Genomic DNA, 24359 nt, shown 5'->3' on the forward strand with positions numbered 1-24359 from the left:
CCGTGGACGCCACCAACCACGTCGCCTCCCGCCCCACCATCATTGCGGTGGACGGGCGGTCCGGTGCCGGTAAGTCGACCCTCGCGCTTGAACTCACCACACGCCTGCGCCGCCACCGCACCGTCACGCTGTTTCACCTCGAGGACCTCTACCCCGGTTGGGAGGGCCTCGCGGCCGGTATCAGCGAGTACGCCGCCCAGGTCCTGCCCCAACTCGCCGCTGGCCGTCCAGCAGTGTGGCGACCGTGGGACTGGGCTGGCGACGCACCAGGGGCGGCCACCCGCACGGAACCGGCCGAGGTCATCGTCGTCGAGGGCGTTGGCGTGGCGTCCGCCGCCGCACTGCCACACCTCGACGCGGTGGTGTGGGTCGAGGAAGACGACCGCGTGCGGCACCAGCGGGCCATCGCCCGCGACGGTGAAACCTACCGTCCGCACTGGGACACCTGGGCGGGACAGGAGGACGCGTGGCTCGCCGCGGAGCCGGTGCACCCGGCCGAAGCCGCCGACGTCGTGGTGCACCAGACGGGGGATGACCGCGCTGCCGCGGACGCGCTCACCGCGCTACTGCACGTCCCACGGCTTCGAGACGCCCTCGGGCGAGAGATCGCCGAGCAGAGCGCCCGGCGCCTGCACGTGGAGCTCTTCGAGCTGGGGCCGGGGCAGTTGCACGACGGCGGCTTGGAGCCGGATCTGCGCGCGCCGGCGGGTGCCGTGGCCGCGGCAGAGGTTTTCGGGCGGCTCTACCCGGGCGTGAGCGGGCACGTCGAGGCGGAGGACGACGCCGCCGAGCACTGTCTCCTTCTCGAGTCCACGAACCCGGAGGCCGAGGACGCCAGTGAGCGCAATCGCTTTAGCATCCTCACCGATGCCGGCGAGCCCGCTCGACGCAGGATGGCGTCCCATCGCCTCACGGAAGCCGGGGCCCGCACCGAGGTGGAGATCGGCTGTGCGCTCGCGCGTGTGCCCGGCCCGTTCTTCGGGTGGCTGGACCACGTGTGGGGCACCTACGAGGTGGAGCTGAGCGGCAGTGGAGCTGCCTCCCTTGGCTCGTCCGGTTGCGCGTTCCGCGGCGGCTGGGTCGGCTGGTTAGGGTACGAGCTGGGCCGAGAATCCTCCGGCGTCACCCGCACCGCGCGCACGCCGGATGCAGCCCTCTTTCGCGCGGAACGGGCCGTGATCATCGATCATGCCGAGCACCGAGCGTGGGTCCTCAGCGGAGTCGCCGGCGACGCCGGCCCAGACGCTGAATGGATCGCCAGGGCGCGTGAGGCCCTCACCGTGAGCGCCGGCGTCGTGCCCCTCACACCCACCCTCGATGCTCCTCCCGAGTTCACGTGCCGGGACACGCGGGACGACTACTTAGAGAAGGTACGCGCCGCACAGACCTCCATCACCGACGGGGACAGTTACGAGGTGTGCCTGACCACCGCGCTGACTTCGCGACAACGCGAGTGGGACCCATGGCTCGCCTACTTGCGGCTGCGGGCCCGGAACCCCGCGCCATTCGCGGTCTTCACACGCTGGGGCAGTACGGCCGTCGCCGGGACCAGCCCCGAGCGGTTCCTGCGGATCGGCGCCGACGGGTGGATGCGCGCCGAACCCATCAAGGGAACCCGCCGGCGTGCTGTGGACCCGACCGAGGACGCCGGCCTCAAACAGGACCTCGCCATGAGCGCTAAGGATCGCGCGGAGAACGTGATGATCGTGGATCTCATGCGCAACGACTTGGGCCGCAGCGCCGACCCGCGCACCCTGCACGTGCCGCGACTCTGCCACATCGAGTCCTACGCCAGCGTGCATCAGATGGTCTCCACGGTGGACGCCCGGCTTCGGCCCGGGGCCTCCCGCGCCGAGGCCGTCGCCGCCGCGTTCCCGCCCGGGTCCATGACCGGCGCCCCGAAGATCTCAACCATGCACATTCTGGATCGGCTGGAAGACGAGTCCGCCCGCGGCATCTATTCCGGCGCGATCGGCTATTTTGCGGACACCGGCGCCTGCGATACCTCGGTGGTCATCCGCTCCTTGGTCATGGAGTATGACGCCGAGGGCTGCACCCTCACCCTCGGGGTCGGCGGCGCGGTGACCGCCGATTCCGTACCGGAGGATGAATGGGACGAAGTCCGCACCAAGGCGTACGGCGTGCTCAGCGCGCTGGGGGCCGATTTCCCGAGCTAGCACGCGGTCTTCTCCGCCGATCGGCTGGTGGTGCTATCGCCCGGGCGCGGGCCTGCGCCCGCCTGTCATTTCGCCCCGTTCTTCGCAGCACACTTTCCGGAATGTTGGGTCGGAAGTGACCTCGAGGCGGCAAGAACGGGGCGAAATGACAGAGTGAGACGAGCCGGAGGCGCAGTGACGCGAGGCTAGGGAGCGGTGACGGTCAGCGTGCCAGCGCCCGTCGACGTCCGAGCATGACGTTTCACCTCGGACGGCGTCGTCAGCGGCTCGTACTCGTAGGGCGGGTCCCACTCGATGCCCGACGTGAATCCCTGGGCGGCCCATTCGGGCAGCGGTTCGCCCGAGGCCGCAGCTTCCTCGACTCGCGCGCCGAACTGCTCGGAGGCCAGGGCGTTCAGGTCCACCGGCCGCTGGTTAAACCAGGACCCCTCGTCGAGGAAGTGATTAGCGTTCCAGACGTGCACGGCTACGGTCTCGTCAGCGCCGGGTCCTCGATAGTCAAAGGAGTTCCTTTCCGAGTACACCTGAGACTTGTAGCCAAGCCCCATAAAGTAGTCGTGGCCGCCGACGGCACCGCTCGTCACCGGTGACTGGGGATCTTTGACGTGGCCGAGGAAGTAGTTATTAAGCACGTGCACCTGGCCGAAGCGGACGCGTGGAGCACGTTGCTTGATGCCATCAAAGAAGTTTCCGATCAGGCTGATGCGGAGTCGCCCCTCGTCGGTGTCCGCGTTGTCGTCCCCCGAGCCCAAGAGCATGGTTTTGTCATGATTCTCGAAGCGGGAATTGCTGACGGTGATGTAGTCGGATCCGTCCTTCATGTCGAACAAGCCGTCGTGCCGATTCATCGGTTTCCCATTGGGCCCCATCGGAGCGTCTCGGTCCAGAAAGTCGCCATCCGTCAACGTCACGTGATCCAACCAGATGTTGGTAGAGGTCACGGAAGACACCGCGTCAAAGCGCGCATTCCACGACCCTTCCTCCCCGTCATAGGGGTCCCACGACGAGAAGTAATCGACCGGAGCCTCGAGCGTCAGATTGCGGATCACGACGTTGTGGGCCAGATGAAGCATGACGGTTGCCTGGTCGATTCCCGCGTCATCGCCAAGCCCCACCAAGGTGGTGTTGCTAGGAATCGACAGCTCACTCTGCCGCTTCATGGCATTACTGCCGCTCTGTCGGGTCCGCCGCTGGTCACCGCAGTACTCATGCAGTTGATCGCTCCAGCCCTCTGCTCCAAAGCAACTCAAGTACTTCTCCACGTCATAGCCGGGCGCGTACTCCTGCTCACCGAGCAGGCGCCCATCATCGGCCTCGTTGCCGTGGATCGTGCCGGAAATGTAGATCATCTTGGGCTCGTGCCGTTGACCCGCATTGTCGAGGGCAGCAAGTAGCTCGGCACGATTCGTGACCACATAGGTGGATTCCGGCGTGGCCACAGCTCCGCCAGTGGTGCCGCCGTTCTCGGACGCCCACCCGGGCGCTTGATCGGATGCGCTAAAAACGTGGCCGCGTTCTGCGGGGTTCGCCGGAGCAGCCGATGCTCCCACGGGGAGGCCCGCCGCGGTGACGGCCAGCGTCGCTGCTGCGCCGAGGAGTGCAGTGAACGTTCCCGAAGAGGACAACACGGTGGTTCCTTTCCCAGTCTTGGACGCGGCACCCCTACCGGAAACCGCAATCCCAGTCATTGTTATCCACATCACATGCGCACTCAAGGGTCCGCGCTGGGAGCCTACGCGGGCGAGCCTTATATCCATCATCTAGGCAACTGCAGGCACGCTGCGGCAAACCATATAATCAGGACAGGATTGGAGGAGGACTTACTGTGCCGCAAAGTTTCATGGCAGAAACTCTGGGTTCCCGAAAGCATGGCCTGAGTCGCAATCGGCATCACCGATGCGCAGGCTCAAGCCTGCGAAATCCAGCCCGCCTGTCATTTTGCCCCGTTCTTCGCAGCACACATTCCGGAAAGTCCGGCAGGCAGCGCCCTCGAGGGGGCAAGAACGGGGCGAAGTGGTCGAAGCGAACAGAGTTGCCACGGGCACACTGGCCAGACGGAGCGGAGTTGCACCGGAAGCTCAGCGACTGGGCGCAGTGAGCCGGAGGCGCAGTGACGCGAGGTTAGGGAGCGGTGATGGTCAGCGTGTCGGCGCCCAGCACGATCGCAGGGCGCCGGAGCAACGCGAGGTTACTGCACGGTGGCCGTCAAGCGGCAGGCGTTGTCCACCCACCGGGCCAACGGCGGCCGATGCATCCATTCGTGAATCGTCAGCTCACTGGAATTGCGCCGGTACTCCTCCTGCACGCGATCCAGTTCCTCAACGGCCTCACGACCCACCAACATGAGGGACACCTCGCGGTTGAGGGAGAAGGACCGCATGTCCATGTTGGAGGAGCCGAAGACCGCCACGTCATCGTCCACAGTGAAGCACTTGGTGTGGAGCACGGAGGGCGCCCGGTAGCGGAAGATCCGCACCCCGGAAGCCAGCAGTTGCGTGTAGTAGGACTGCTGGGCGTGGTGAACCAGGAACTGGTCCGCCTCCTCGGACACGAAGAGCTCGACGACGACGCCGCGCTGAGCGGCCGTGGTGATGGCGTAGAGCAGGGAATCATCCGGGACGAAGTACGGGCTGGTGATGGTGAGCTTCTTCATGGCGCCATAGATCAGCGTGTTGAACAGGCGCAGATTGTTCTCCGACTGGAAGCCAGGACCACTGGGGACAATCTGCGCGGAGACATGGCCAGCATCCGGGGCGATCCCGCCGGAGACCACGTCGTCCAGCAGTTCGTCGTTGTCCGCCTCTTGGGACCAATCCGTGGCGAACACGACGTCGAGGCCCGTCACCATCGGCCCCTCGACGCGGGCCATGAGATCCACCCAGGTGCGGCCGATCCGGTGCGCATCGGGGCGCTTGTACCCTGGCTCGATGAGGTTCTGGCTGCCGGTGAAGGCCACCTCTCCGTCAATCACCACCATCTTGCGGTGGTTCCGCAGGTCCGGCCGCCGCCATTTGCGCGCGCGCAGAGAGATGGGAAGCATGGCCCGCCACTCGATGCCGGCGGCGTCGAGGCGCTGGACGAGCTGCTTATAGCCCTTGACGCGCAGCGTCCCCAAGTGATCGAAGAGCAGGCGCACGGTCACCCCGCGGGCCACCGCGCGCTCCAGGGATTCGAGGAACGGGGACACGTGTTCCGGGTCGTCGCCCATGATGTAGAACTGCACATGGACGTACTGTTGCGCCTCGTCGATCGCCGCGGTCATGGCGCGGAGTGAACCCGCGTAGTCCGTCATGAACTCGAACTTGTTGCCCGTGTGCAGCGGGAAGGCACCGAGCCGGCGGTTGAGCGTCGCGGCAGAGGCCACATCATCCGGCACCGCCTCCAGTGCGTCGTCGGAATCGAGGTGCTGCGTGTAGTCCAACACGCGCTTGTTGATGTCCATTTGGCGGCGGATGCGCCGCTGGGACAGGCGAAAGTTCCCGAACAAGAGGAACAGCACCAGCCCGACGGCCGGCACAAAAAAGATCATGAGCAGCCAGGCCATCGCCGTCGTCGGCCGCCGGTTTCCCGGCACAATGCCAATCACGGCAATGCGGATGCCCACGTCGATCGCCCACGCGGCAGCCAGCAACCACAGCGGCAGATGACTGAAGCGTTCCACGAGGCTGACCACGGCGTTTAGCCCTTTCTCTGACCCAATATTGCTCTCTAGTACTGCCCAGCCTAATGGGTCGCTGGCGGAGTAGGCTGGAGGGCATGACTGTCTTGGTGTTCGTCGACCCTGCCCACCCGGATGGCCGGCTGGCCGATCCGCTCTCGCCGCAGCTGTCGGTGCTCGATCAGGGGCTCACGCGGGGCGACGGAGTGTTCGAGTCCGCCCTCTATAAGGGCGGTTCAGTACGCAAGCTGGAAATGCACCTCGCCCGATTGGCCGTTTCTGCCGAGACGCTGGACTTGACCATTCCCCCGGCGGACGCCTGGCGCGCCGCCGTCAAGACGGCGGTGGAGGAGTACGACGCCGCCGCTCGCCCGGGCGAGGAGCCCGCCGAGTCGGTCGTGAAGCTCATCGCCACGCGGGGGCCGGAGTCGTCCGCGGCGGGTTCGCCGCACGGAACGGCGTGGGTCACCGTCTCCCCCGCCCCCGCACTGGGCCAGCGCCAGCGGGAGACGGGCGTTGACGTGCTGCTGTTGGACCGCGGCTACGATTCCACCGTGGCCGAGCGCGCCCCGTGGCTGCTGATGGGCGCCAAGACGCTCTCCTACGCGGTGAACATGGCGGCCCTGCGCTACGCGCGCGCGCAGGGCGCGGATGACGTGATCTTCACGTCATCCGACGGCCGCGTACTGGAGGGGCCGACGTCGACCGTCCTGCTGGCCACGCGCATGCAGGACGCGGACGGCAACGAGGTCAAGCGCCTCATCACCCCGACCCTGGAGACGGGCATCCTACCCGGCACGACGCAGGGCGCGATCTTCGCCGCCGCACAGGAGGCCGGTTGGGAGCTCGGCTACGGGCCGGTCGTGCCGAGCGATCTGCGCGCGGCCACGGCGGTGTGGCTGGTCTCCAGCGTGCGCCTACTGACGCCGGTGAACTCGCTCGACGGCGAGGCCATCGGCACGGACGCGGAGCTCACGGCCGAGCTTACGGCGATGGTGAATCGCGTCAGCTGACCGCCGGGTTCGGCTCAACTACTCCAGACGACGTTCCAGGTTCCCGCGGCCAACGCCGCGGCGACGGCCACCGCCCCCACCAGCAGGCCACCCGCCAGGATGACGGCGTCGCGCCGCCTGAACACCGAGGCCCGCCACCACGAGCGCTCCGGCCCGCCGAAGCCCTTCGCCTCCATACTCATGGCCAACCGCGAGGCCCGGCGGATCGCCTGCACGATCAACGAGAACGCCTGCCCGGCGTTCGCTAGGACTCGCTGCCGCAAGCTGCCGTGGGACCCGACCCCGCGGGCCCGCCGCGCCATGGACAGCACGTGCCACTCCTCCGCCAGTAGCCCGACCAGCCGCATGCCGGCGAGCGCCCCGAGCACAAACCGGTGCGGTAGGTGCGCACGCTGGGCCAGCGCGTTGGCCAAGTCCGTGGGGTTGGTGCTGGAGATCATCACCACCGCTGGCAGTGCGACGGCGAAGATACGCGTGCCCGTCGCCAACCCCGCCTCCAGCGAGCCCGTGGAGATGGTGAGGGGGCCCCAGTCCACCAGCATCGATCCCGAGGTCTCCCCCACCAGCGTGGTCCCCCACGCGGCAAACAGGGCGGCCACGAGCAGCGGCCACGCCCGCAGCAGGAAGTCGCTGATCCGCAGGCCGGACAAGGGCAGCACGGACAGCGTCGCCGCAACCACCACCGCCGAGCTCACGAAGTCCATCGAGACCACCAGCGGCACCGTCACGCAGATCAGCGCGGCCAGCTTGGCCAACGGGTTGGCCCGGCCCATGAAACTGGCGGCGGAGCGCTCGCTCGGCTCCAGCGTGAGCCGACCGCCCGAGGGGGACGACGGCGTCACCGCGGCGCCTGTCGTCGTCTTGCCAGAGTCGTGATGGTCAGCGGCGTTACCACCGGCGAGCCCGGCCACGTCCGCCTGCGCGGCACCGATGGCCGCGGCGAAATGCTCGTCGTGCGTGACCGCTAGGACGCTGGCGCCCGCGTGCAATTCGTCCCGCAGCAGGGCGGCGAGCTCGGCCCACGTGTTGGCGTCCTGCCCGAACGTCGGCTCGTCCAGAATCAGCACGCTCGGCCGGGCCGCGAGCACCGCGGCCACCGAGAGCCGCCGCTTCTCTCCCCCGGAGAGCGTGAAGGGGTTGGCCTCGGCCAGATCGCTCAGCCGCAGCCGCGCCAACAGCTCGTCGGTGCGCGCCTCGATCTCCTCCTCGGAAAACGCCGGCTGCCCCGCGTCGTCCCGGGCGTGGCGCTGCCCGTAGTCGAGCTCGGCGCGCACGGACTGCGTGACGAACTGGTGCTCCGGCTCTTGGAAGACCGAACCGATCCGGCCCACCAGCTCCCCGGCGCGCCATAAATACGGGCGGGAGAACTCGCGGCCTGCTGGGCGGTCCGAGGCGCCGCGCTCCGGGATGTCGCCCGTCGTGGTGGCGTTTCGGTAGGTGATCTCTCCGCCGTGTTCCGGCAGCAGCCCGCCCAGCGTCAGCGCCAGAGTGGACTTGCCCGCTCCGTTCGCGCCCGTGATGCACAGGGCCTCTCCCGGGTCGAGTTCCAGGCTCACCGCGTCCAGCGTGGGTTGGCTTTTGCCCGGCTTGCCCCGGCCCACGGCCAGGTGGCTCGCCTGCAGGCGCGGCGCCGTCGTGCCCGGGGAGGTGGGGCGTGCCGCGGCTGCCGCGGGCAGCTGGGGAACGTGGCCCGGGACCCACACGCCGGCGGCGGTGAGGCGCTCCCGGAGGGGGCCGGGGGCAAACAGCGCGGCTGGCGTCCCGTCGGCAATGATCCCTCCGCCGGGTTCCAGCACCAGCACGCGGTCCACGTGCGGCGCCCACGCGGCGAGCCGGTGCTCGACGATCACGGCCGTCGCTCCCGTTGCATCGAGCGCGGAGACGACGGCGTCCCGCACCTCCGTCACGCCGGCCGGATCCAGATTGGCCGTCGGCTCGTCCAGCAACAACACGCGGGGGCGCATGGCCAGCAGCCCGGCCAGCGCCAGGCGCTGCTTCTGCCCGCCGGACAGGGCCGAGGTTGACCCCGTCAGCGGCACGTCAAGCCCCACCGCCTCCAGCGCCGCGTCGACGCGCGGGCCGATCTCCTCCCGCGGGACGGAGAGGTTCTCACACCCAAACGCCACGTCATCTCCCACCGTGGCCTGCACCACTTGCGTTTCGGGGTCCTGCTGCATGAGTCCCACGACGCCGGGCACGGTGCCCGCCGACACGCCGTCGATGGTGAGGCGGCCCGCCGAGGAAGAATCGTCGTCGTGCAGCACGCCCGCCAGCGCGTGCAGCAGGGTGGACTTTCCCGCGCCGGAGGGGCCCACCAGCAGGACGCGTTCGCCAGGGCGGAGGCTTAAGTCAAGCCCAGAGACCGCCGGCGCGGAGCGGTCCGCGTGCTGAAACCGCCACGCGTCAGCGACGATCCGCGCGCCGGCGGTCATGGCGGGTGACTCGACGGTCATCTCAGGCGTTGACCGGTTCGCTACCGGCCTTGCGGGAGGCCAGCGAGGACAGGGCGCCGGTCTTCGCGATCGCCCGCGTGAGCACCCAGCTCAGCGCACCCGCAATGAGCAGGCCGGACACCACGCCGCAGCCCATGTAGATCAGCTTCATGGCTAGCGTGTACTCGGGGAACCACGCCATGATGAAGGCGTCATTGAACGTGCCGAACAGGCCTGCAGCGCCGCCGGCGAGCGTGGCGACCCAGAGGCCGAAGCGCCGATACCGGAATGAGGCAAACACCAGCTCGGCGCCAAGGCCCTGAATGAGCCCGGAAAGCAGCACGGTCACGCCCCACTGGGAGCCAAGAAACGCGGAGATGACGGCCGCGATCACCTCGCAGAAGAGCGCCGCGCCGGGTTTGCGGATGATCAAGGCGCCCAAGACACCCGGGAACAGCCACATGCCGACCACCAGACCGGACGCGGGCGGGAAGGCGGCCCAGAGAAATTCCAGCCCGGCGTAGGTCATGTTCCAGGCCCAAAAGATGACGCCGGACGCGACGGCGATGACGGCGGCAATCACGATGTCCGCGACCCGCCACGTGGTGGTTTTAGCCATGAAGTCCTCCTCGAATGCAAGGAGGGGAGGGCGCGTGCGCCCCAAGAGAACTCGACTCCCTTCGCCGGTGCTAACCGGAGCAGGTTCGAGGGTCTGCGCTGCTGCGCACTCTCAGCGTCCAGCCGTGGCCGACGCTCCCCTGTCGTTGTGATGTGTTGGTAGTGTAACGCCGCGTTATGCTGGGCAGGTAATCGCGCTCCATAGGGAAGAGAGATTGACGTGAATCTGATGCTGAAGCTGCTCGGGACCGCGGTATCGTTCGGGGCCGGCTTTGCCGGGGCCAAGATTTTGGACGCCGTCTGGCTGAAGGTCACGGGCCAAAAGCCGCCGAAGCCCGGGGACAAGGAAGCCCAGAATGAGGCCAGCCTGCGTCAGGCCCTCGGATTCGCCGTGGCTTCCTCCGTGGTCGCCTCGGTGATTCAGGTCCTCACCGAGCGTGGCACCACCGGCGCCATCAACTACTTCAAGCGCACCGCGGACGAGATCTAGTCAGTCGGACTTCTCGGTGTGGGCCCGCACGACGGCGTCTAGATCGTCCCGCTGCAGCGTGTCCCGCCGCAGGTGACGGGTGCGATAGCCGGCTCGCGAGACCATGTGTGCACTGACGGGCGCCGTCACGAGCTGCAGCAGCCAGGCGAAGACCAGCAGGGGCACCACGGCCCAACTGCCGATCTGGAGCCCCACCGCGATGAGGAGCAGCAAGAGGCCCAGCACCTGCGGCTTCGTGGCCGCATGCATGCGGGAGAGCAGGTCGGGGAACCGGAGCATGCCGAGGGCAGCAGCAAAGGACATGAGCGCGCCCACCACTAGGCAGACCGCGGTCACCGCGTCGCGAATCAGGTCCCACGTCAGGGGTTCAGCGCTCATGAGTTCCTCCGATCCGTGACGTACCGCGAAATGGTCACGGACCCGATGAATCCCAGCACGCAGGCCACGACCACAAACGCCAAGTGGTTGGTGTGCTGACCCACCGCCATGTCGATGCACAGGGCCGCGATGATGATGGCCAGCAGCACGTCCATGGCGATCGCCCGTTCCAAAATGGAGGGCCCGCGCATGATGCGGATGATGACCAGCACCGTGGCCAGACCCAGCAGGATGCCGGCAATCCACGCGGCGACTTCTAGCATGAGCTCTCCTCCCTCGCCAGCGCCTCGACCTCGTCGCGAGTGCCCATGACGCGCAGCAGGCGCGCCTCGGTGGCACGCGCCGATTCACGGAAGGCCTCCGCGTCCTGCTTCGTTTCCACGTTGAGCACGTGCATGTACAACGTGGCGGACCGGCGGTCCACTTCCACCACCACCGAGCCGGGGATGAGGCTCAGGGTGTGGCCGGTCAGCGTCACCACGAGGTCGTCGTGGCTGCGCAGCGGAACGCCCACAATGGCCGAGCGCACGCGCGGTCCGCGCACCACCGAAAGGTAGAGGACCACAAAGCTGGCCACCACCACCTCGCCGAGGAAGCGCACCACAAACACCAGCGCGTGCCAGAGGTTGAAGCGGCCGGAGAGGTGCACCGGCGGCAACCGGAACGCGGACACGATGACCAGGGAGATCAAGAATCCAAAGATGAGGTTCCCGGCGCTGAAATCGATCCACAGCGCGCCCCACAGGGCCGTCATGCCGATCAGTAGGGGCAGTTCCACCAGGAAGCGGCGACGGCGGCGGCGCGCCAGCGCGCGCAGGTGCCGCCAGCGGCGGCCCCGCTGTGCGGGATTCGCGGGCAGGGGCGGCATCACTGATCCTCTCCCACGAAGGCCGGGGCGCCCGGGTTGGGCTGGTACCCGTCGAACGCCTCTGGGCCCAAGACGGCCTCAATGTACGGCACGCGCTCATACATATTGAGCGCCGCCTGATCGGCGATGGCGAAGAGGGGGCCAGCGGCAACGGTGAGGGCCACCCCGAGGAGCACCAGCGCCGTCGTCGCGCCGACCATCATGGCCGGCAGGGTCCGACGCCGGGTGGCCACCGCCGTCGTCGCATCTTTCTCGGCGAGCGAATCGAGCAGGTGCGGATGCGGGTCCTCCGCGTCCTGCGCCCGCCGCCAGAACGCGCGGTTCCAGACGCGAGCCACGGCCAACAGCGTCAGCAACGACGTCACCATGGCCCCGGCCAGCAGCACCCAGGCCAGCGGCGTCCCCAAGTCCACGCCCCCTTGGATGAGCCCCAGCTTCCCGAGGAACCCGGAAAACGGCGGGATGCCGGCCAAGTTCATGGCGGGGACGAAATAGAGGACCGCGAGCAGCGGAGACAGCTTGGCGAGCGATCCGAGCCGGTCCACGTTCGAACTGCCCGCACGGCGCTCGATCAGACCGGTCACCAAGAACAAGGAGGTCTGAACCACGATGTGGTGGATGACGTAGTACACCGTCGCCCCGAGCGCGACGACGTTGCCGACGGCGAGGCCGAACACCATGTACCCGATATGGCTGGTCAGGGTGAAGGAGAGTAGACGCTTGATGTCTTGCTGGGCGAGCGCGCCAAGAATCCCAACGATCATGGTGAGCAGGGCGACCACCATGAGCACAGTATTGATGCGGTCGCCGGGGAACAGCAGCGTCTCGGTGCGCACCATGGCGTAGACGCCCACCTTGGTGAGCAGCCCCGCGAACACGGCGGTCACGGGCGCCGGGGCGGTGGGATAGGAGTCCGGCAACCAGAAGGACAGGGGGAAGACGGCGGCCTTGATGCCGAAGGCGACGAGGAGCATGAGGTGCAGGACCATCTGCAATCCGGGCGCCAGCTCACCGAGCTTCAGGGCAAGGTCCGCCATGTTCACGGTTCCCGTGGCGGCGTAGATCATGCCAATGGCGATGAGGAACAACAACGAGGAGACGACGGAGACCACCACGTAGGTGATACCGGCGCGGATCCGTGGGGCCGTGCTGCCTAGCGTGAGCAACACGTAGGACGCGGTCAGCAGGATCTCAAAGCTGACGAACAGGTTGAAGAGGTCCCCGGCGAGAAACGCGTTGGAGATGCCCGCGACCAACACCAGATAGGTGGGGTGGAAGATCGAGATCGGACCGTCCTCGTCCCCATCCGCGGTGCCCTGCGCGGTGGCGTAGACCAGAACGGCCAGGGAAACGGCGGAGGACACCACCAGCATGAGCGCGGAAAACTCGTCCACCACGAGGGAAATGCCAAAGGGCGCCGGCCACGCCCCCAGTTGCACGGCTTGGGCGCCGTGCGTGAGGGCCGAACCTAGCAGGCCGACCTCGAACATCAGCGTCAGGCTCAACGTGCTGATGGTGACGATCCGCTGGGCGCGCGGACTTTGCCGCAGCACAAACGCGATCGCGGCACCAAAGATGGGTAGCGCCACCGCTGTCGGAGCAACCGAAGCGAAGAAAGCCAGCAGCGATGACATCATGGCTTGGCCCCCTTCCGGTCCACGTCCGGCCCGGTGGGGGCCGAATCAGCGGGTTCAAATTCTGACGAATCCGCGGCGATCTCCGAGTCCTCTTCCACGTCGTAGGAGTCCTGCTCGGCGACGCGGCGGTCCTCCGGGTCGTCGAGGACTTCATCACGCTTGGCAATGACCCACGAGCGGTAAATGAGCGCCAGCATGAACGCCGTGACGGCGAACGTAATGACGATGGCCGTGAGCACTAAAGCCTGCGGGAGTGGATCGGCATATTCCTCAGCCGGAATACTCTTGTCATAGAGCGGGGCGAGCCCCGCGGGCCCGCTCGCAATGAGGATCAGCAGGTTCACAGCATTGCTGATCAACAGAATGCCCAAGAGCACGCGCGTCAGGCTGCGCTCCAGCAGGAGGTAAATACCGGTGGCGAAGAGCACGGCCATGACGAGCAGCAGCAGCACGTTGATACTCATGAGGCCACCCCTTCCTCGGATCCGGCGACGTGGTCATGCGCCTCGGTGATATTGCGCTCCTCGGCCCGTTCGTCAATCTCCGACCCCAAGCTGCGGATCACGTCGAGGGCCAGGCCAATCACGATGAGGTACACGCCCACGTCGAACACCGTGGAGGTGACGAACTTGTGTTCGCCAAAGATAGGCAGGGTGAATTCCAGCGCCACCGATTGGAACAGTTCCCCACCAAAGGCCACTGGCACCACCACGCTGGCCGCGGCGACCGCGAGGCCGGAGCCCAGCAGGGTTCCCGGGCTCATGGGAGTCGCCTCAGCCAACTCGTAGCGTCCGCCGGCGAGGTAGCGAATCACGAACGCCAGGCCAGCCAGCAGGCCGCCAGCGAAGCCGCCGCCGGGGAGGTTGTGCCCCGTCAGCAAGAGGTAGACACTCATCAGCAACAGCGAGTGGAACAGCAGCCGCGTGACCACCTCGAAGATGATGGACCGGCGTTCCGGCGCCAAGGTCCGGCCTGCGACCAGCCACGCTTCCTTGGCCGACTCGGCAAAGTACCGGGCAATCGCCAGCGTGGCCGTCTTGCGTGAGGGGGCGTGGATCGGCTCGGAGAAGCGGTCCACCGAACCGGGCTCGACGTCGGCGGCGGACCGTCCGCCGTCGCCGCGGCCACGCACGTAGATCAGGCTCGCGACGCCCGTCGCCGCGGCGACGAGCACGGTGAGCTCACCGAAGGTGTCCCACGCACGAATGTCCACGAGGATGACATTGACGATGTTGTGTCCGTTGCCGACCTCATAGGCGAGCTGGGGCAAGCTCAGGGAAATCGGCTCCGCGACGCGGCCCGCCTGCGCGGCGATGGCGATGGCGACCATGGCTGCGGCAAACCCGATACCGATGCACGCGCGCAGCACCTTGTTGCCAGATGGATTAGCTGTCCAGAGGCGGGCCGGCAAGCTCCGCAGCGCCAAGACCATGGCCACGAGCACGATGGTCTCGACAAGCAACTGCGTGAGCGCCAAGTCAGGGGCCCCGTGCAGCGCGAAGATGATGGCCATGCCGTAGCCCGTCACGGCCACCATGAGCACCGCGAGGAACCGCTTGTTGGCCCGCACGGCCAGGAGGGCGCCGGCAATCATGCACAGGCCGATGGCCAACTGCGCTGGCGATTCGAAGGCCAAAGCTGACAGCGGGACCGGCTGCTCCAAGAAGATCGCCGCGACGGACGGGGTCGCGGCTCCCACGATCAAAATGACCATGAGGTAGTACTGCAGCGAGCCGCGCTGCGTCTTACCCGTGACCCACACGGCCGTGTTGTCCAGCCCGCCCACGGCGTACCGGTAGAACCGCTCAGCGTCGATCACCGGGTACAGCTTGTCTTGCGCCCGCGCCACCGCCGAGCGGAAGACGAACATCAGCACGCCGACCGCCACGATGACGGCGGACAGGCCCAGCGCCGGGGTCAGCCCGTGCCACAGCGCGAGGTGGATTGGCTCGGCGGGCTCGCCGAAGAGCTGCGCGTAGGGCTCCACCAGCGTCTCGAGGACGCCGGGCACCCATGCGAGCACAACGGTCCCGAGCGTCAGGACGGCCGGGGCCGCCAAGAACGTCCACGGCACGGGCCGAAACGGCGTCGGGGAAAGCCCCGGCTTGGAGGCAAAGGCACCCCACATGAACCGGGCGCTATAGGCGAACGTGGCGATCGAGCCGAGCACCACACCGCCGATGAGCCACGCGGCCACACTGACGCCGAACAGCCCCTCCTCCGGGAGCCCGGTGTGGGCCAACAGCGCTTCAAAGACCGATTCCTTAGCCACAAAGCCGAACAGCGGCGGCAGTCCGGCCATCGAGGCGGCGCCAAGGAGCGCTACCCAGAACAACTTCGGCGCGCTGCGTCCCAGGCCGGAGAGCTTGCGAATGTCACGGGTGCCGGCCTGGTGATCGATGATGCCGACGACGAGGAAAAGCGTGGCCTTGAAGAGTGCGTGCGCCACCATCAGGGCGCACGCCGCCAACGCAGCATCCCGGGTGCCGATCGAGGCGATAAGGATCAGGAAGCCGAGCTGCGAGACCGTGCCGTAGGCCAAGATGAGCTTGATGTCCCGCTGGCGCAGGGCCCGCCAGCCGCCCACCAACAGCGTGATCACGCCCAAGGTCAGGAGCGTGGGGTGCCACCACGTCGTCGTACTGAATCCCGGGGCGAACCGGGCAATCAGGTACACGCCCGCCTTCACCATGGCGGCCGCGTGCAAATACGCGGAGACCGGGGTGGGCGCCGCCATGGCGCCGGGGAGCCAGAAATGGAAGGGAACCAGCGCGGACTTGGACACGGCGCCGACGAGGATCAGGACGACGGCGATGTCAGCGGCGGTGCCGGTCAGCTCCGGAGCGCCCGACTGGGCTGCGGCCAGCACGGAGGAGAGCCGGTAGGTTCCGGCCAGTTGCCCCAGGAAGACGAGGCCCAGCAACATGGTGAGCCCGCCGAATGTCGTGACGATCAGGGCCTGCAGCGCCGAGCGCCGCGCATAGATGCGCGTCCGGGCGTAGCCGATCAGCAGGTAGGAGAGGATCGTGGTCAGTTCCCAGAAGATGAACAGCACGATCATGTCGTCGGCCGTGACGAGGCCGAACATGGAGGCGGCGAAGGCCGTCAGCTGGGCACCGAAGGGACCAATATTCGGATCGTCATTTTTGAAGTACCGAGCGCAATAAAACAGGACCAAGGCGCCGACGCCCAGCACGAGGACGCCGAGGAGCGCGGCCAGCGCGTCGAGGCGGAACGCAAAATGCACGCCGAGCGCGGGCAGCCAGGGCACGGAGAAGCCCGGCGGCGAGGCCTCGCTTTCCGTCGGTGCCAGCTGATCCGCGGCGAGGATGGCGGGCAGCTGCGCGAGCAGCCACACCAGCCCTGCGGCGGGGAAGAACGCGAGGACGTAGAACGAGCTGCGGCCGATCCGGCGGAACAGCAAGGGGGCCAGCGTTGCGGCGCCAAAGAGTGACAGCGTCACGATCAGCACGTCAGACCCCCTTTCACCCGTCATGTAACCCTATCGGCAATTTCTGATCGCTTCCTGTCATCCGACATGACACCGCGTGCGGATAGGCTTTCCGTTATGAACATCACACAGCCGCGCATCTTCACCCGGCAGGTCATGGCGTGGGCCGCATGGGACTGGGGGTCCGCGGCGATCAATGCCGTGATGACCACCTTCGTCTTCACGGTGTACCTCACCAGTTCCGCCTTTGGAGACACGGATGAGAATTCCGCGGCCCTCGGCGCGGGGTTGGCCATTGCGGGGCTGGCGATCGCGCTCTTGGCCCCGGTGACGGGGCGGCGATCCGACGCGGGCGGGCGGCGTCGGTTCTGGCTGGGTGTGAATTCCGTGCTGGTCGCGTTGACCACAGCCGCGTGCTTCTTCGTGTTTCCCGACCCGTCGTTCCTGATGTTCGGGATCGTGCTGATCGCGCTCTCGAGCGTTTTCGCCGAGTTCGCCACCGTGAACTACTACGCCATGCTCCCGCAAATTTCGACGCCGGCGACCATTGGTCGGGTGTCCGGGTTCGGCTGGTCCATGGGCTACTTGGGCGGCATCGTCGCGCTCGCCATCGTCCTGTTCGGGTTCGTTCAGCCCGTCGTCGATTGGCCCGGTGCGGCCGAAGACAACGCCCTGAACCTGCGGCTCGTCGCGGTCTTCTCCGCGGCGTGGTTCTTCTTCTTCGCGCTGCCCGTGTTGTTCGCGGTTCCGGAGAAATCCCGGGAGCCGGGGCCCAAAGTCAGCGTTCTGCAGAGCTATGTCCAGCTGGGCCGCCACATCGCCACCCTCTGGCGGACCGCCCGGCACACCCTCTTTTTCTTGGCCGCCTCGGCCGTGTTCCGTGACGGTTTGGCCGCAGTGTTCACGTTCGGCGGCGTCGTGGCCGCGGGGACGTTTGGCTTTTCCACCTCCGAGGTCATCATCTTCGCAATCGCCGGCAACGTGGTCGCGGCCCTCGGCTCGCTGATCGGTGGGTTCCTCGATGACCGCGTCGGGCCGAAAGCGGTGATTGTTGCCGCGCTGATCGGCTTGCTGATCGCCGGCCTCGGGCTCTTCCTGGCCCCCGTGGTCATGGCCTCCCCCACCACCGGGTTCTGGATCTTCGGGCTCAGCCTGTGCCTGTTCGTGGGCCCCGCCCAATCCTCTTCGCGCGCCTACATTGCGCGGCTAGCCGAGGACGGTCGGGAAGGCGAGATCTTCGGGCTCTACGCCACGACGGGGCGCGCCGTCAGCTTCCTCGCCCCCACCGCGTTCACGCTCGCCATCGCCCTCGCGGCCCCGTATGTGGCCGACGGCGGCGCCCAGCGGTTCGGCATCCTCGGGATTCTGGCGGTCCTGTTGGTCGGCCTCTTGCTGCTGCTACCGGTGCGCAAGCCGGTCAGCCGCGGAACTACCGGGTGATGCCGGTGCGGTGGAAGTTCTGGAAACTGCGGGAGGCCGTGGGACCGCGCTGGCCCTGATAGCGATTCCCGTAGGGCCCGGAGCCGTAGGGATGCTCGGCGGGCGAGGTCAGGCGGAAGAAGCACAGCTGCCCGATCTTGGAGCCCGGCCACAGCTTGATGGGAAGCGTGGCCATGTTGGACAGTTCCAGCGTGACGTGGCCGGTAAAGCCGGGGTCAATGAAACCGGCGGTGGAGTGGGTCAGAAGCCCTAGCCGCCCCAGCGAAGACTTGCCTTCGAGGCGCGCCGCCACGTCCTCCGGCAGGGTCACCTGCTCGTACGTCGCACCCAGCACGAATTCGCCGGGATGCAGGATGAACGGCTCGTCGGGGTCCACCTCGACCAGGCGGGTCAGTTCCGGTTGATCCTCGGCCGGGTCGATGTGCGCGTACTTGTGGTTGTCGAACAACCGGAAGAAGCGGTCCAGCCGCACGTCCACACTGGACGGCTGGATCATCGCCGGATCGTACGGGTCCAGCCCGATGCGGGACGAGTCGAGTTCGGAACGGATATCGCGATCAGAGAGCAGCACGGCTCCAAAATATCGCATCTAGCCGCACATAGCGCCCTCAACTACCATGGAAAGTCATGACCTCTGACCGTGCTCCGCGTGCGTTGACCGCCGCCGCCCGCGCCCCGCACCGGCCCGGGATCGGCTGGGCGCGCGCACTGGGGGTGGGTGCCGTCGGTCTGGGGCTCGCGGTGGCCACGGCGCTCCCCGCCGCGCAAGCCACCCCGGAGGGCTCAAGCACGACGACGCCGGCCGCCGTCGTGCCGGTTGACGCGGAACCCGCGCTGCAGGCCGGGCAGGCTCCCCATGTGGAGGACCTGTCCGACCCCTCGTCACTGGCGGCCATCGCCAACCCGGCCCGCCCCTTGGATCCGCTCGATTACGCGCCCGAGGAACTGGAGCCCGTCAACGCGTCCGGGGACCAGCTGGTACCCGTGGCTGCGGAGGCGACGCGGCAGCTCCTCGACGCAGCGGCGGAGGCGGGCCACCCCCTGCGCGTGGAAAGCGGGTATCGCTCCTACGAGCGCCAGTCGGAACTGTTCGCGTCCTACGCCGCCTCCTACGGCGCCGAGTACGCCTCACGCATCTCCGCCGAGCCCGGCACCAGTGAACACCAGCTGGGACTCGCGGTGGACGTGGCCCTCGCGAACGGGTACTGCACCCTGCAGGCCTGCTTCGGCGACACCCCGGCGGGGCAATGGGTGGCCGAACATGCCGAGGACTTCGGCTTCATCCTGCGCTATCCGGAGGGCGCCACGGAGACCACCGGGTACGCCTACGAGCCGTGGCATCTGCGCTATGTGGGCGCGGAGATCGTAGCGGACTTCGCCGCGTCCCAGGCCACCACCTACGAGGACTACGCGGCCAACCTTGAGGCAGCGGCGGACCTCGTGGCCGAGCCGCTGCCGGAGGTGCTGCCCGGCCAAGCGCCGCTCCGCCTCGATGTCACGGACCGCCCGGCCGGGCTGCTCCGGTTGCCCGACGAGCTCCGGATGGGCCGCCCGGCCTCCTAGCCCGCGCTACTCGGCGCCCACCTCCGTGCGGACCGCCAACAGCTCGGGGAAGAACGTCAGCTCCAGGGCACGCTTAAGGAAGCCTACGCCGGAGGATCCACCGGTCCCGCGCTTGAAGCCGATGGTTCGCTCCACGGTCTTCATGTGGCGGAACCGCCACAGCTGGAAGTTCTCCTCGAGATCCACCAGCTCCTCACACGCCTCGTACAGGTCCCAGTGCTCGGCCGCGTTCTCATAGACCGCCTTGTACACCTGCACCAATGGCTCGGAGAACGTGTGCGCTTGCGTCACGTCCCGCTCCACCAGCTCCGCCGGGACGTCGAACCCGCGGCGAGCCAGCAACCGGATGAACTCGTCATACAGGCTGGGCATCTCCAGCAGGTCCGTGAGCAGCTTTTGGGCGGCCGGATCGGCGTCGAACACCTTGATCATCCCGGCGTTCTTGTTGCCCAGCACAAACTCCACAGCACGGTACTGGTAGGACTGGAAACCGCTCGAGGCGCCGAGCGAGCCGCGGAATTCCGCGTACTCGGTGGGCGTGAGCGTCGCGAGGACGCTCCACTGCTCGGTCAGGGTCCGCTGGATGTGCTTCACCCGGGCAATGTGCTTGAGCGCAAAGCGCAGGTCATCCCCACGCAGGCGTTCGACGACGGCCTTCAGCTCATGCAGCATCAGCTTCAGCCACAGCTCCGAGGTCTGGTGCTGAATGATAAACAGCATCTCGTCGTGATGCTCCGGCGTGCTCACGGGGTGCTGGGCGTCGAGCAGGGTCTCCAGCGACAAGTAGGAGCCGTAGCTCATCTTGTCCTTGAAGTCCGTCTCGATGTCCGATTCCAGCGAGCGGGTGTTCTTCTCTACAGTCATGGCGCTACCTCGTGCGGACCGGGATGCCGGTGAACGTCGGCTTCATGGTGGCGGCGAAGAAATCCTCGCCCTTGTCGTCGACCACAATAAAGGCCGGGAAGTCTTCGACCTCGATCTTCCACACCGCCTCCATGCCGAGTTCCTCGTACTCAAGGACCTCAACCTTTTTAATGCAGTCCAAAGCGAGGCGTGCCGCCGGGCCGCCAATCGAGCCGAGGTAGAACCCACCGTGCCGCTCGCACGCCTCCGTCACCTGGCCGGACCGGTTGCCCTTGGCGAGCATCACTTTGGACCCGCCGGCGGCCTGAAATTGGTCCACGTAGGAGTCCATGCGCCCCGCCGTCGTCGGGCCGAAGGAGCCGGAGGCCATGCCGTCGGGGGTCTTCGCCGGGCCGGCGTAGTAGACCGGGTGGTCCTTCAGGTACTGCGGCATCTCCTCGCCGGCGTCGAGCCGCTCCTTGATCTTGGAGTGTGCGATGTCTCGGGCGACCACCAAGGGGCCGGTGAGCGAGAGGCGGGTCTTGACCGGGTGCTTCGTCAGCTCAGCCAAGATCTTCTCCATCGGCTGATTCAGGTCAATCTTGACCACGGAGCTACCGCCCGTGCCGGTGACGCCGTCCGTCTCCTCATCGTGCGCGGCAACGGCCGGGTGGGACTCGTCCGGCATGTACTGCGCCGGGTCGGTCTCGAGCTGTTCCACAAACACGCCGTCGGACGTGATCTTGGCCTTCATCTGCCGGTCGGCGGAGCAGGACACGGCGATGGCCACCGGCAGGGAGGCGCCGTGGCGCGGCAAGCGCACCACGCGCACGTCGTGGCAGAAGTACTTGCCGCCGAACTGCGCACCGATCCCGAATTCGCGGGTCAGCTGATGCACCTTGTCCTCGAGCTCGGTGTCGCGGAAGCCGCGGCCGGTCATCGCCCCCTCCGTCGGGAGCGTGTCGAGGTACTTTGCGGACGCGTACTTGGCGGTCTTCAAAGCGTACTCGGCGCTCGTGCCACCGATGACGATGGCGAGGTGGTAGGGCGGGCACGCGGCGGTGCCCAAGGAGCGCAGCTTCTCATCGAGGAACTTCAGCATGGCCTCTTCGTTGAGGATCGCTTTGGTCTCCTGGTAGAGGAAGGACTTGTTGGCCGAGCCGCCACCCTTGGCCATGAACAGGAACTCGTACTGGGCCTCGTGGCCCTCCTTAGTGTCCGCGTAGATCTCCACCTGCGCCGGCAGGTTATTGCCCGTCTGTTTTTCTTCCCACGTGGTCAGCGGGGCCAACTGGGAGTACCGCAGATTGAGCTGCGTGTAGGCGTCAAAAATGCCCTGGGAGAGGGCCCGCTCGTCCGGGCCTTCGGTGAGCACGTGCTGACCGCGCTTACCCATGACGATCGCCGTGCCCGTGTCCTGGCACATGGGCAGGATGCCGCCGGCGGCGATGTTGGCGTTCTTCAGCAGGTCAAGGGCGACGAACTTGTCGTTGGGGCTCGCCTCGTCATCATCGAGAATGTTGCGCAGCTGCTGCAGGTGGGCCGGACGCAGGTAGTGAGAAATGTCGTGCAGCGCCTCCTTGGCCAGCTGAGCCAAGGTTGACGGGGCGATCGACAGGAACTTCCGCCCGCCCGGGCCGTCGATGGTCTCGACTCCCTCCGTTGTCAGCAGGCGGTAAGGGGTCTCGTCCTGGCCAGTGGGCAGCAGGTCCTCGTAACGGAATTCGCTCATCAATGCTTCCTTGCAATGCTCTTGGTAGTGGCGACCAACCGGTGGTTGCCTACCCACTTTAGGCGCTGGGTGCGGCGGGGAACGAAACGGGCTGACCGGTGCACGGCCTTGCGCTGCGGGGCTACCACATGGTCGGGTGTAAGCATGAGCGAGACGCCTGAGACCAACGAATCCCCCGCAACCGGCGCACCGGAGTTCAATCCGGACGCACCCCAGAACGATTTGGAGGCCGCGCTCGTCGCCGGCCAACAGGACCCGGAGAAGGCCGGCGAGGTCATCGCCACCTTCCTCAACTCCGAGATCTTCTTCCTCTCCAGTGAGGAAGTCACGGAGGAGTCCAAGGACGTGGCCCCCTTGGTGTTGCAGAACCCGGACGGCGAGCCCCGCATCGCCGTGTTCTCCGACTTGCGCCGCGTGCCGGAGCAGTACATCGAGACGGCGCCGTTCGGCGTCAAGGTGACCGGTGCCGCCGTCGTCCAAAACCTTAACGGTGCCGGCTTGGTCCTCAACGCAGGGCACCAGATTGGCTTCGAGATTCCGGCCGAAGGCGTCGAGGCGATCCGCCAGGATTTCCGCCCGGTCACGCCGGAGGAGGACGCCTAACAAGCGTCCCACCCCGCATCCCGCGGGAGTCGGCCGGCACGCGCGCCGGCCACCGAACTGGTCACCACTCGCTTGATAGCAAGTAGTAACTATTCGAGAATCTGTTGCAAGCGGGCGGGGTTTCGGTACTGTGATTCCAGTGACCGAAACCCCGCCCGCTTCTTCGCGCCCTCGCTACGTCCCCAACGTTAAGTACATCCTGATGCTCGGCGCGCTGGCCGCGCTGCCCGCGATCAGCACGGACATGTACCTGCCGTCCCTGCCCACAGTGGCCGAGGATTTGGCAGCTACCGAGGCCGCGGTCCAGATGACGCTCTCCGCCATGCTGATCGGCGGCTGCGTGGGTCAGTTGGTGATCGGCCCCTTCTCCGACCGCTTCGGCCGCCGCCTGCCGCTGCTCATTGGCATCTCCCTGCACACCGTCCTGTCCGTGGCCTGCTCCTTCGCCCCGGACGTCACGACGCTGGTGTTCCTGCGCATCGCTCAAGGCTTCTTCAATGCGGCCGCCGCGGTGGTCGCGATCGCCGTGATCCGGGACCGGTTCGTCGGTTCGGACGCCGCCCGGCTCCTGTCCCGCCTCATGCTCGTCATCGGCGTCGCGCCTCTCTTCGCCCCGACCATCGGCGGCTTCATCGCCACGCACTGGCAGTGGCGCGCCGTCTTTTACGCGCTAGCGCTGATCGGCCTCGTCCTCGTGGCGATCGTCTTCAAGTGGATGCCGGAGACCCTGCCGCCTGCCGCACGCCGCCAGCCCGGGGATGTGAAGCCGCATCGCGCCTACTGGTCCCTGCTCAAGGACCGGCAGTTCATGGCGTTCGCCGTCATCCCGGGCCTCGGGCTCGCTGTCATCATGAGCTACGTGGTGGGCTCGCCCTTCGTCTTTCAGGACGAGTTTGGCCTGAGCCCCAATCAGTTCGCCCTGCTCTTTGCCCTGAACGGCTGCGCGATTGTGGCCTCGGCCCAGTTGAACGCCTACCTGGTCAAGCGCGTGGCCCCGGCCAAGGTCTTGCGGGCGGCCGCGCTGGCCCAGTTCGTCTTTATCAGCGTCCTTTTTGCCGTGGTCACCACGGGCGTCGGCGGCCTGCCGGCCCTGCTCCTGTGCCTGTGGCTCGTCCTCGGCGCCCAAGGCATGATCCCCGCCAACGCTTCCGTGCTGGCCTTGAATAACTACGGGCACATGGCGGGCACGGCCGCGGCCGTCATCGGCGCCCTGCAGGCGGGCATCGCCGGCGTCGTCAGCCCCATCGTTGGCCTACTCGGGGGTGGAGCCCAGTCCATGGCCACCGTCATGCTCGGCGCCGTGACGGTCACGCTAGTGGTGCTCGCCGTGGGCACGCCGGTGTACCGGCGCGACGGCTGGCGGCAACTCGCCACGTACGACGACGCCTGATTTCCGCACGCGCGTTCACCTGGGTTAGAGTAAACCCTGTTGTTCGCGGCCACTGCAGGCCGACGC

General features: G+C 67.1%; 20 protein-coding genes and 1 riboswitch. Of the genes, 7 read left to right on the plus strand and 13 right to left on the minus strand.

Going from position 1 to position 24359, the window contains the following annotated elements; genetic code table 11:
- Window positions 1-2 precede the first annotated feature (2 nt).
- Window positions 3-2177, plus strand: a complete 2175-nt coding sequence (locus IW252_RS04990) for a chorismate-binding protein (protein WP_196835556.1) — start codon at window positions 3-5, stop codon at window positions 2175-2177.
- Window positions 2178-2362: 185 nt separating this feature from the next.
- Here the strand turns inward: IW252_RS04990 and IW252_RS04995 are convergent, their stop codons facing one another.
- Window positions 2363-3805 (minus strand): pectate lyase family protein, encoded by a 1443-nt coding sequence (locus IW252_RS04995; protein WP_331271445.1) that lies wholly within the window; start codon window positions 3803-3805, stop codon window positions 2363-2365.
- Between the two features lie 560 nt (window positions 3806-4365).
- Window positions 4366-5838, minus strand: coding sequence for a cardiolipin synthase (gene cls, locus IW252_RS05000; protein WP_331271446.1), 1473 nt, complete (start codon window positions 5836-5838; stop codon window positions 4366-4368).
- 95 nt (window positions 5839-5933) lie between these two features.
- On the opposite strand from cls, the gene IW252_RS05005 reads away from it, so the two are divergent.
- Complete coding sequence (locus IW252_RS05005; RefSeq protein ID WP_196835558.1) at window positions 5934-6848, plus strand: aminodeoxychorismate lyase; 915 nt, start codon at window positions 5934-5936, stop codon at window positions 6846-6848.
- 14 nt (window positions 6849-6862) lie between these two features.
- Here IW252_RS05005 and IW252_RS13705 read toward each other — a convergent pair whose 3' ends face one another.
- Both IW252_RS13705 and IW252_RS05015 read right to left on the minus strand, forming a co-directional pair.
- Window positions 6863-9301 (minus strand): ATP-binding cassette domain-containing protein, encoded by a 2439-nt coding sequence (locus IW252_RS13705; protein ID WP_331271447.1) that lies wholly within the window; start codon window positions 9299-9301, stop codon window positions 6863-6865.
- Between the two features lies 1 nt (window position 9302).
- Complete coding sequence (locus tag IW252_RS05015) at window positions 9303-9899, minus strand: ECF transporter S component (protein WP_196835559.1); 597 nt, start codon at window positions 9897-9899, stop codon at window positions 9303-9305.
- A 39-nt stretch (window positions 9900-9938) separates the two neighbouring features.
- Window positions 9939-10050, minus strand: a riboswitch (TPP riboswitch).
- A gap of 77 nt (window positions 10051-10127) precedes the next feature.
- Between IW252_RS05015 and IW252_RS05020 the strand changes: the two genes are divergently transcribed.
- Window positions 10128-10388 carry a DUF4235 domain-containing protein gene (locus tag IW252_RS05020; protein ID WP_231366262.1) on the plus strand — a complete coding sequence of 87 codons (261 nt, stop codon included), beginning with the start codon at window positions 10128-10130 and terminating at the stop codon, window positions 10386-10388.
- On the opposite strand, the gene mnhG is transcribed toward IW252_RS05020, so the two are convergent.
- Genes mnhG through IW252_RS05050 form a run of 6 tightly spaced genes read right to left on the minus strand, consistent with a single transcriptional unit; the run spans window position 10389 to window position 16740 of the window.
- The gene (gene mnhG, locus IW252_RS05025; protein ID WP_196835561.1) at window positions 10389-10766 is read right to left on the minus strand and encodes a monovalent cation/H(+) antiporter subunit G; all 378 of its coding nucleotides are present in this window, start codon (window positions 10764-10766) and stop codon (window positions 10389-10391) included.
- Complete coding sequence (locus IW252_RS05030) at window positions 10763-11029, minus strand: monovalent cation/H+ antiporter complex subunit F (protein WP_196835562.1); 267 nt, start codon at window positions 11027-11029, stop codon at window positions 10763-10765. The genes mnhG and IW252_RS05030 overlap by 4 nt, the downstream gene beginning before the upstream one ends.
- Window positions 11023-11634 (minus strand): Na+/H+ antiporter subunit E, encoded by a 612-nt coding sequence (locus IW252_RS05035; protein WP_196835563.1) that lies wholly within the window; start codon window positions 11632-11634, stop codon window positions 11023-11025. The genes IW252_RS05030 and IW252_RS05035 overlap by 7 nt, the downstream gene beginning before the upstream one ends.
- Window positions 11634-13271 (minus strand): Na+/H+ antiporter subunit D, encoded by a 1638-nt coding sequence (locus IW252_RS05040; protein ID WP_196835564.1) that lies wholly within the window; start codon window positions 13269-13271, stop codon window positions 11634-11636. The genes IW252_RS05035 and IW252_RS05040 overlap by 1 nt, the downstream gene beginning before the upstream one ends.
- On the minus strand, window positions 13268-13735 hold the full coding sequence (locus IW252_RS05045) for a Na(+)/H(+) antiporter subunit C (protein ID WP_196835565.1): 468 nt from the start codon (window positions 13733-13735) through the stop codon (window positions 13268-13270). The genes IW252_RS05040 and IW252_RS05045 overlap by 4 nt, the downstream gene beginning before the upstream one ends.
- Window positions 13732-16740: a Na+/H+ antiporter subunit A gene (locus tag IW252_RS05050; RefSeq protein WP_196837114.1), complete on the minus strand. Its 3009-nt coding sequence runs from the start codon at window positions 16738-16740 to the stop codon at window positions 13732-13734. Before IW252_RS05050 ends, IW252_RS05045 begins: the two co-directional genes overlap by 4 nt.
- Window positions 16741-16839: 99 nt before the next feature.
- Between IW252_RS05050 and IW252_RS05055 the strand changes: the two genes are divergently transcribed.
- Window positions 16840-18162 (plus strand): MFS transporter, encoded by a 1323-nt coding sequence (locus IW252_RS05055; protein ID WP_231365912.1) that lies wholly within the window; start codon window positions 16840-16842, stop codon window positions 18160-18162.
- Here IW252_RS05055 and dcd read toward each other — a convergent pair.
- Entirely contained in the window at window positions 18152-18733 is a 582-nt protein-coding gene (gene dcd / locus IW252_RS05060; RefSeq protein WP_196835567.1) for a dCTP deaminase, read from the minus strand. The two genes, IW252_RS05055 and dcd, sit on opposite strands and share 11 nt — an antisense overlap.
- A gap of 56 nt (window positions 18734-18789) precedes the next feature.
- Between dcd and IW252_RS05065 the strand changes: the two genes are divergently transcribed.
- Window positions 18790-19725 carry a M15 family metallopeptidase gene (locus IW252_RS05065; RefSeq protein ID WP_196835568.1) on the plus strand — a complete coding sequence of 312 codons (936 nt, stop codon included), beginning with the start codon at window positions 18790-18792 and terminating at the stop codon, window positions 19723-19725.
- A 6-nt stretch (window positions 19726-19731) separates the two neighbouring features.
- On the opposite strand, the gene kynA is transcribed toward IW252_RS05065, so the two are convergent.
- Both kynA and IW252_RS05075 read right to left on the minus strand, forming a co-directional pair.
- A complete protein-coding gene (gene kynA / locus IW252_RS05070; protein WP_196835569.1) occupies window positions 19732-20589 on the minus strand; it encodes a tryptophan 2,3-dioxygenase in 858 nt (285 codons plus the stop codon).
- 4 nt (window positions 20590-20593) lie between these two features.
- Entirely contained in the window at window positions 20594-22300 is a 1707-nt protein-coding gene (locus IW252_RS05075; protein WP_196835570.1) for a fumarate hydratase, read from the minus strand.
- A 144-nt stretch (window positions 22301-22444) separates the two neighbouring features.
- Between IW252_RS05075 and IW252_RS05080 the strand changes: the two genes are divergently transcribed.
- Both IW252_RS05080 and IW252_RS05085 read left to right on the plus strand, forming a co-directional pair.
- Entirely contained in the window at window positions 22445-22903 is a 459-nt protein-coding gene (locus IW252_RS05080; protein ID WP_196835571.1) for an SseB family protein, read from the plus strand.
- A gap of 139 nt (window positions 22904-23042) precedes the next feature.
- A complete protein-coding gene (locus IW252_RS05085) occupies window positions 23043-24293 on the plus strand; it encodes a multidrug effflux MFS transporter (RefSeq protein ID WP_331271448.1) in 1251 nt (416 codons plus the stop codon).
- The last annotated feature ends 66 nt before the right edge of the window (window positions 24294-24359 follow it).

It is taken from the genome of Zhihengliuella flava (assembly GCF_015751895.1).
GTDB classification, from domain to species: domain Bacteria; phylum Actinomycetota; class Actinomycetes; order Actinomycetales; family Micrococcaceae; genus Zhihengliuella; species Zhihengliuella flava.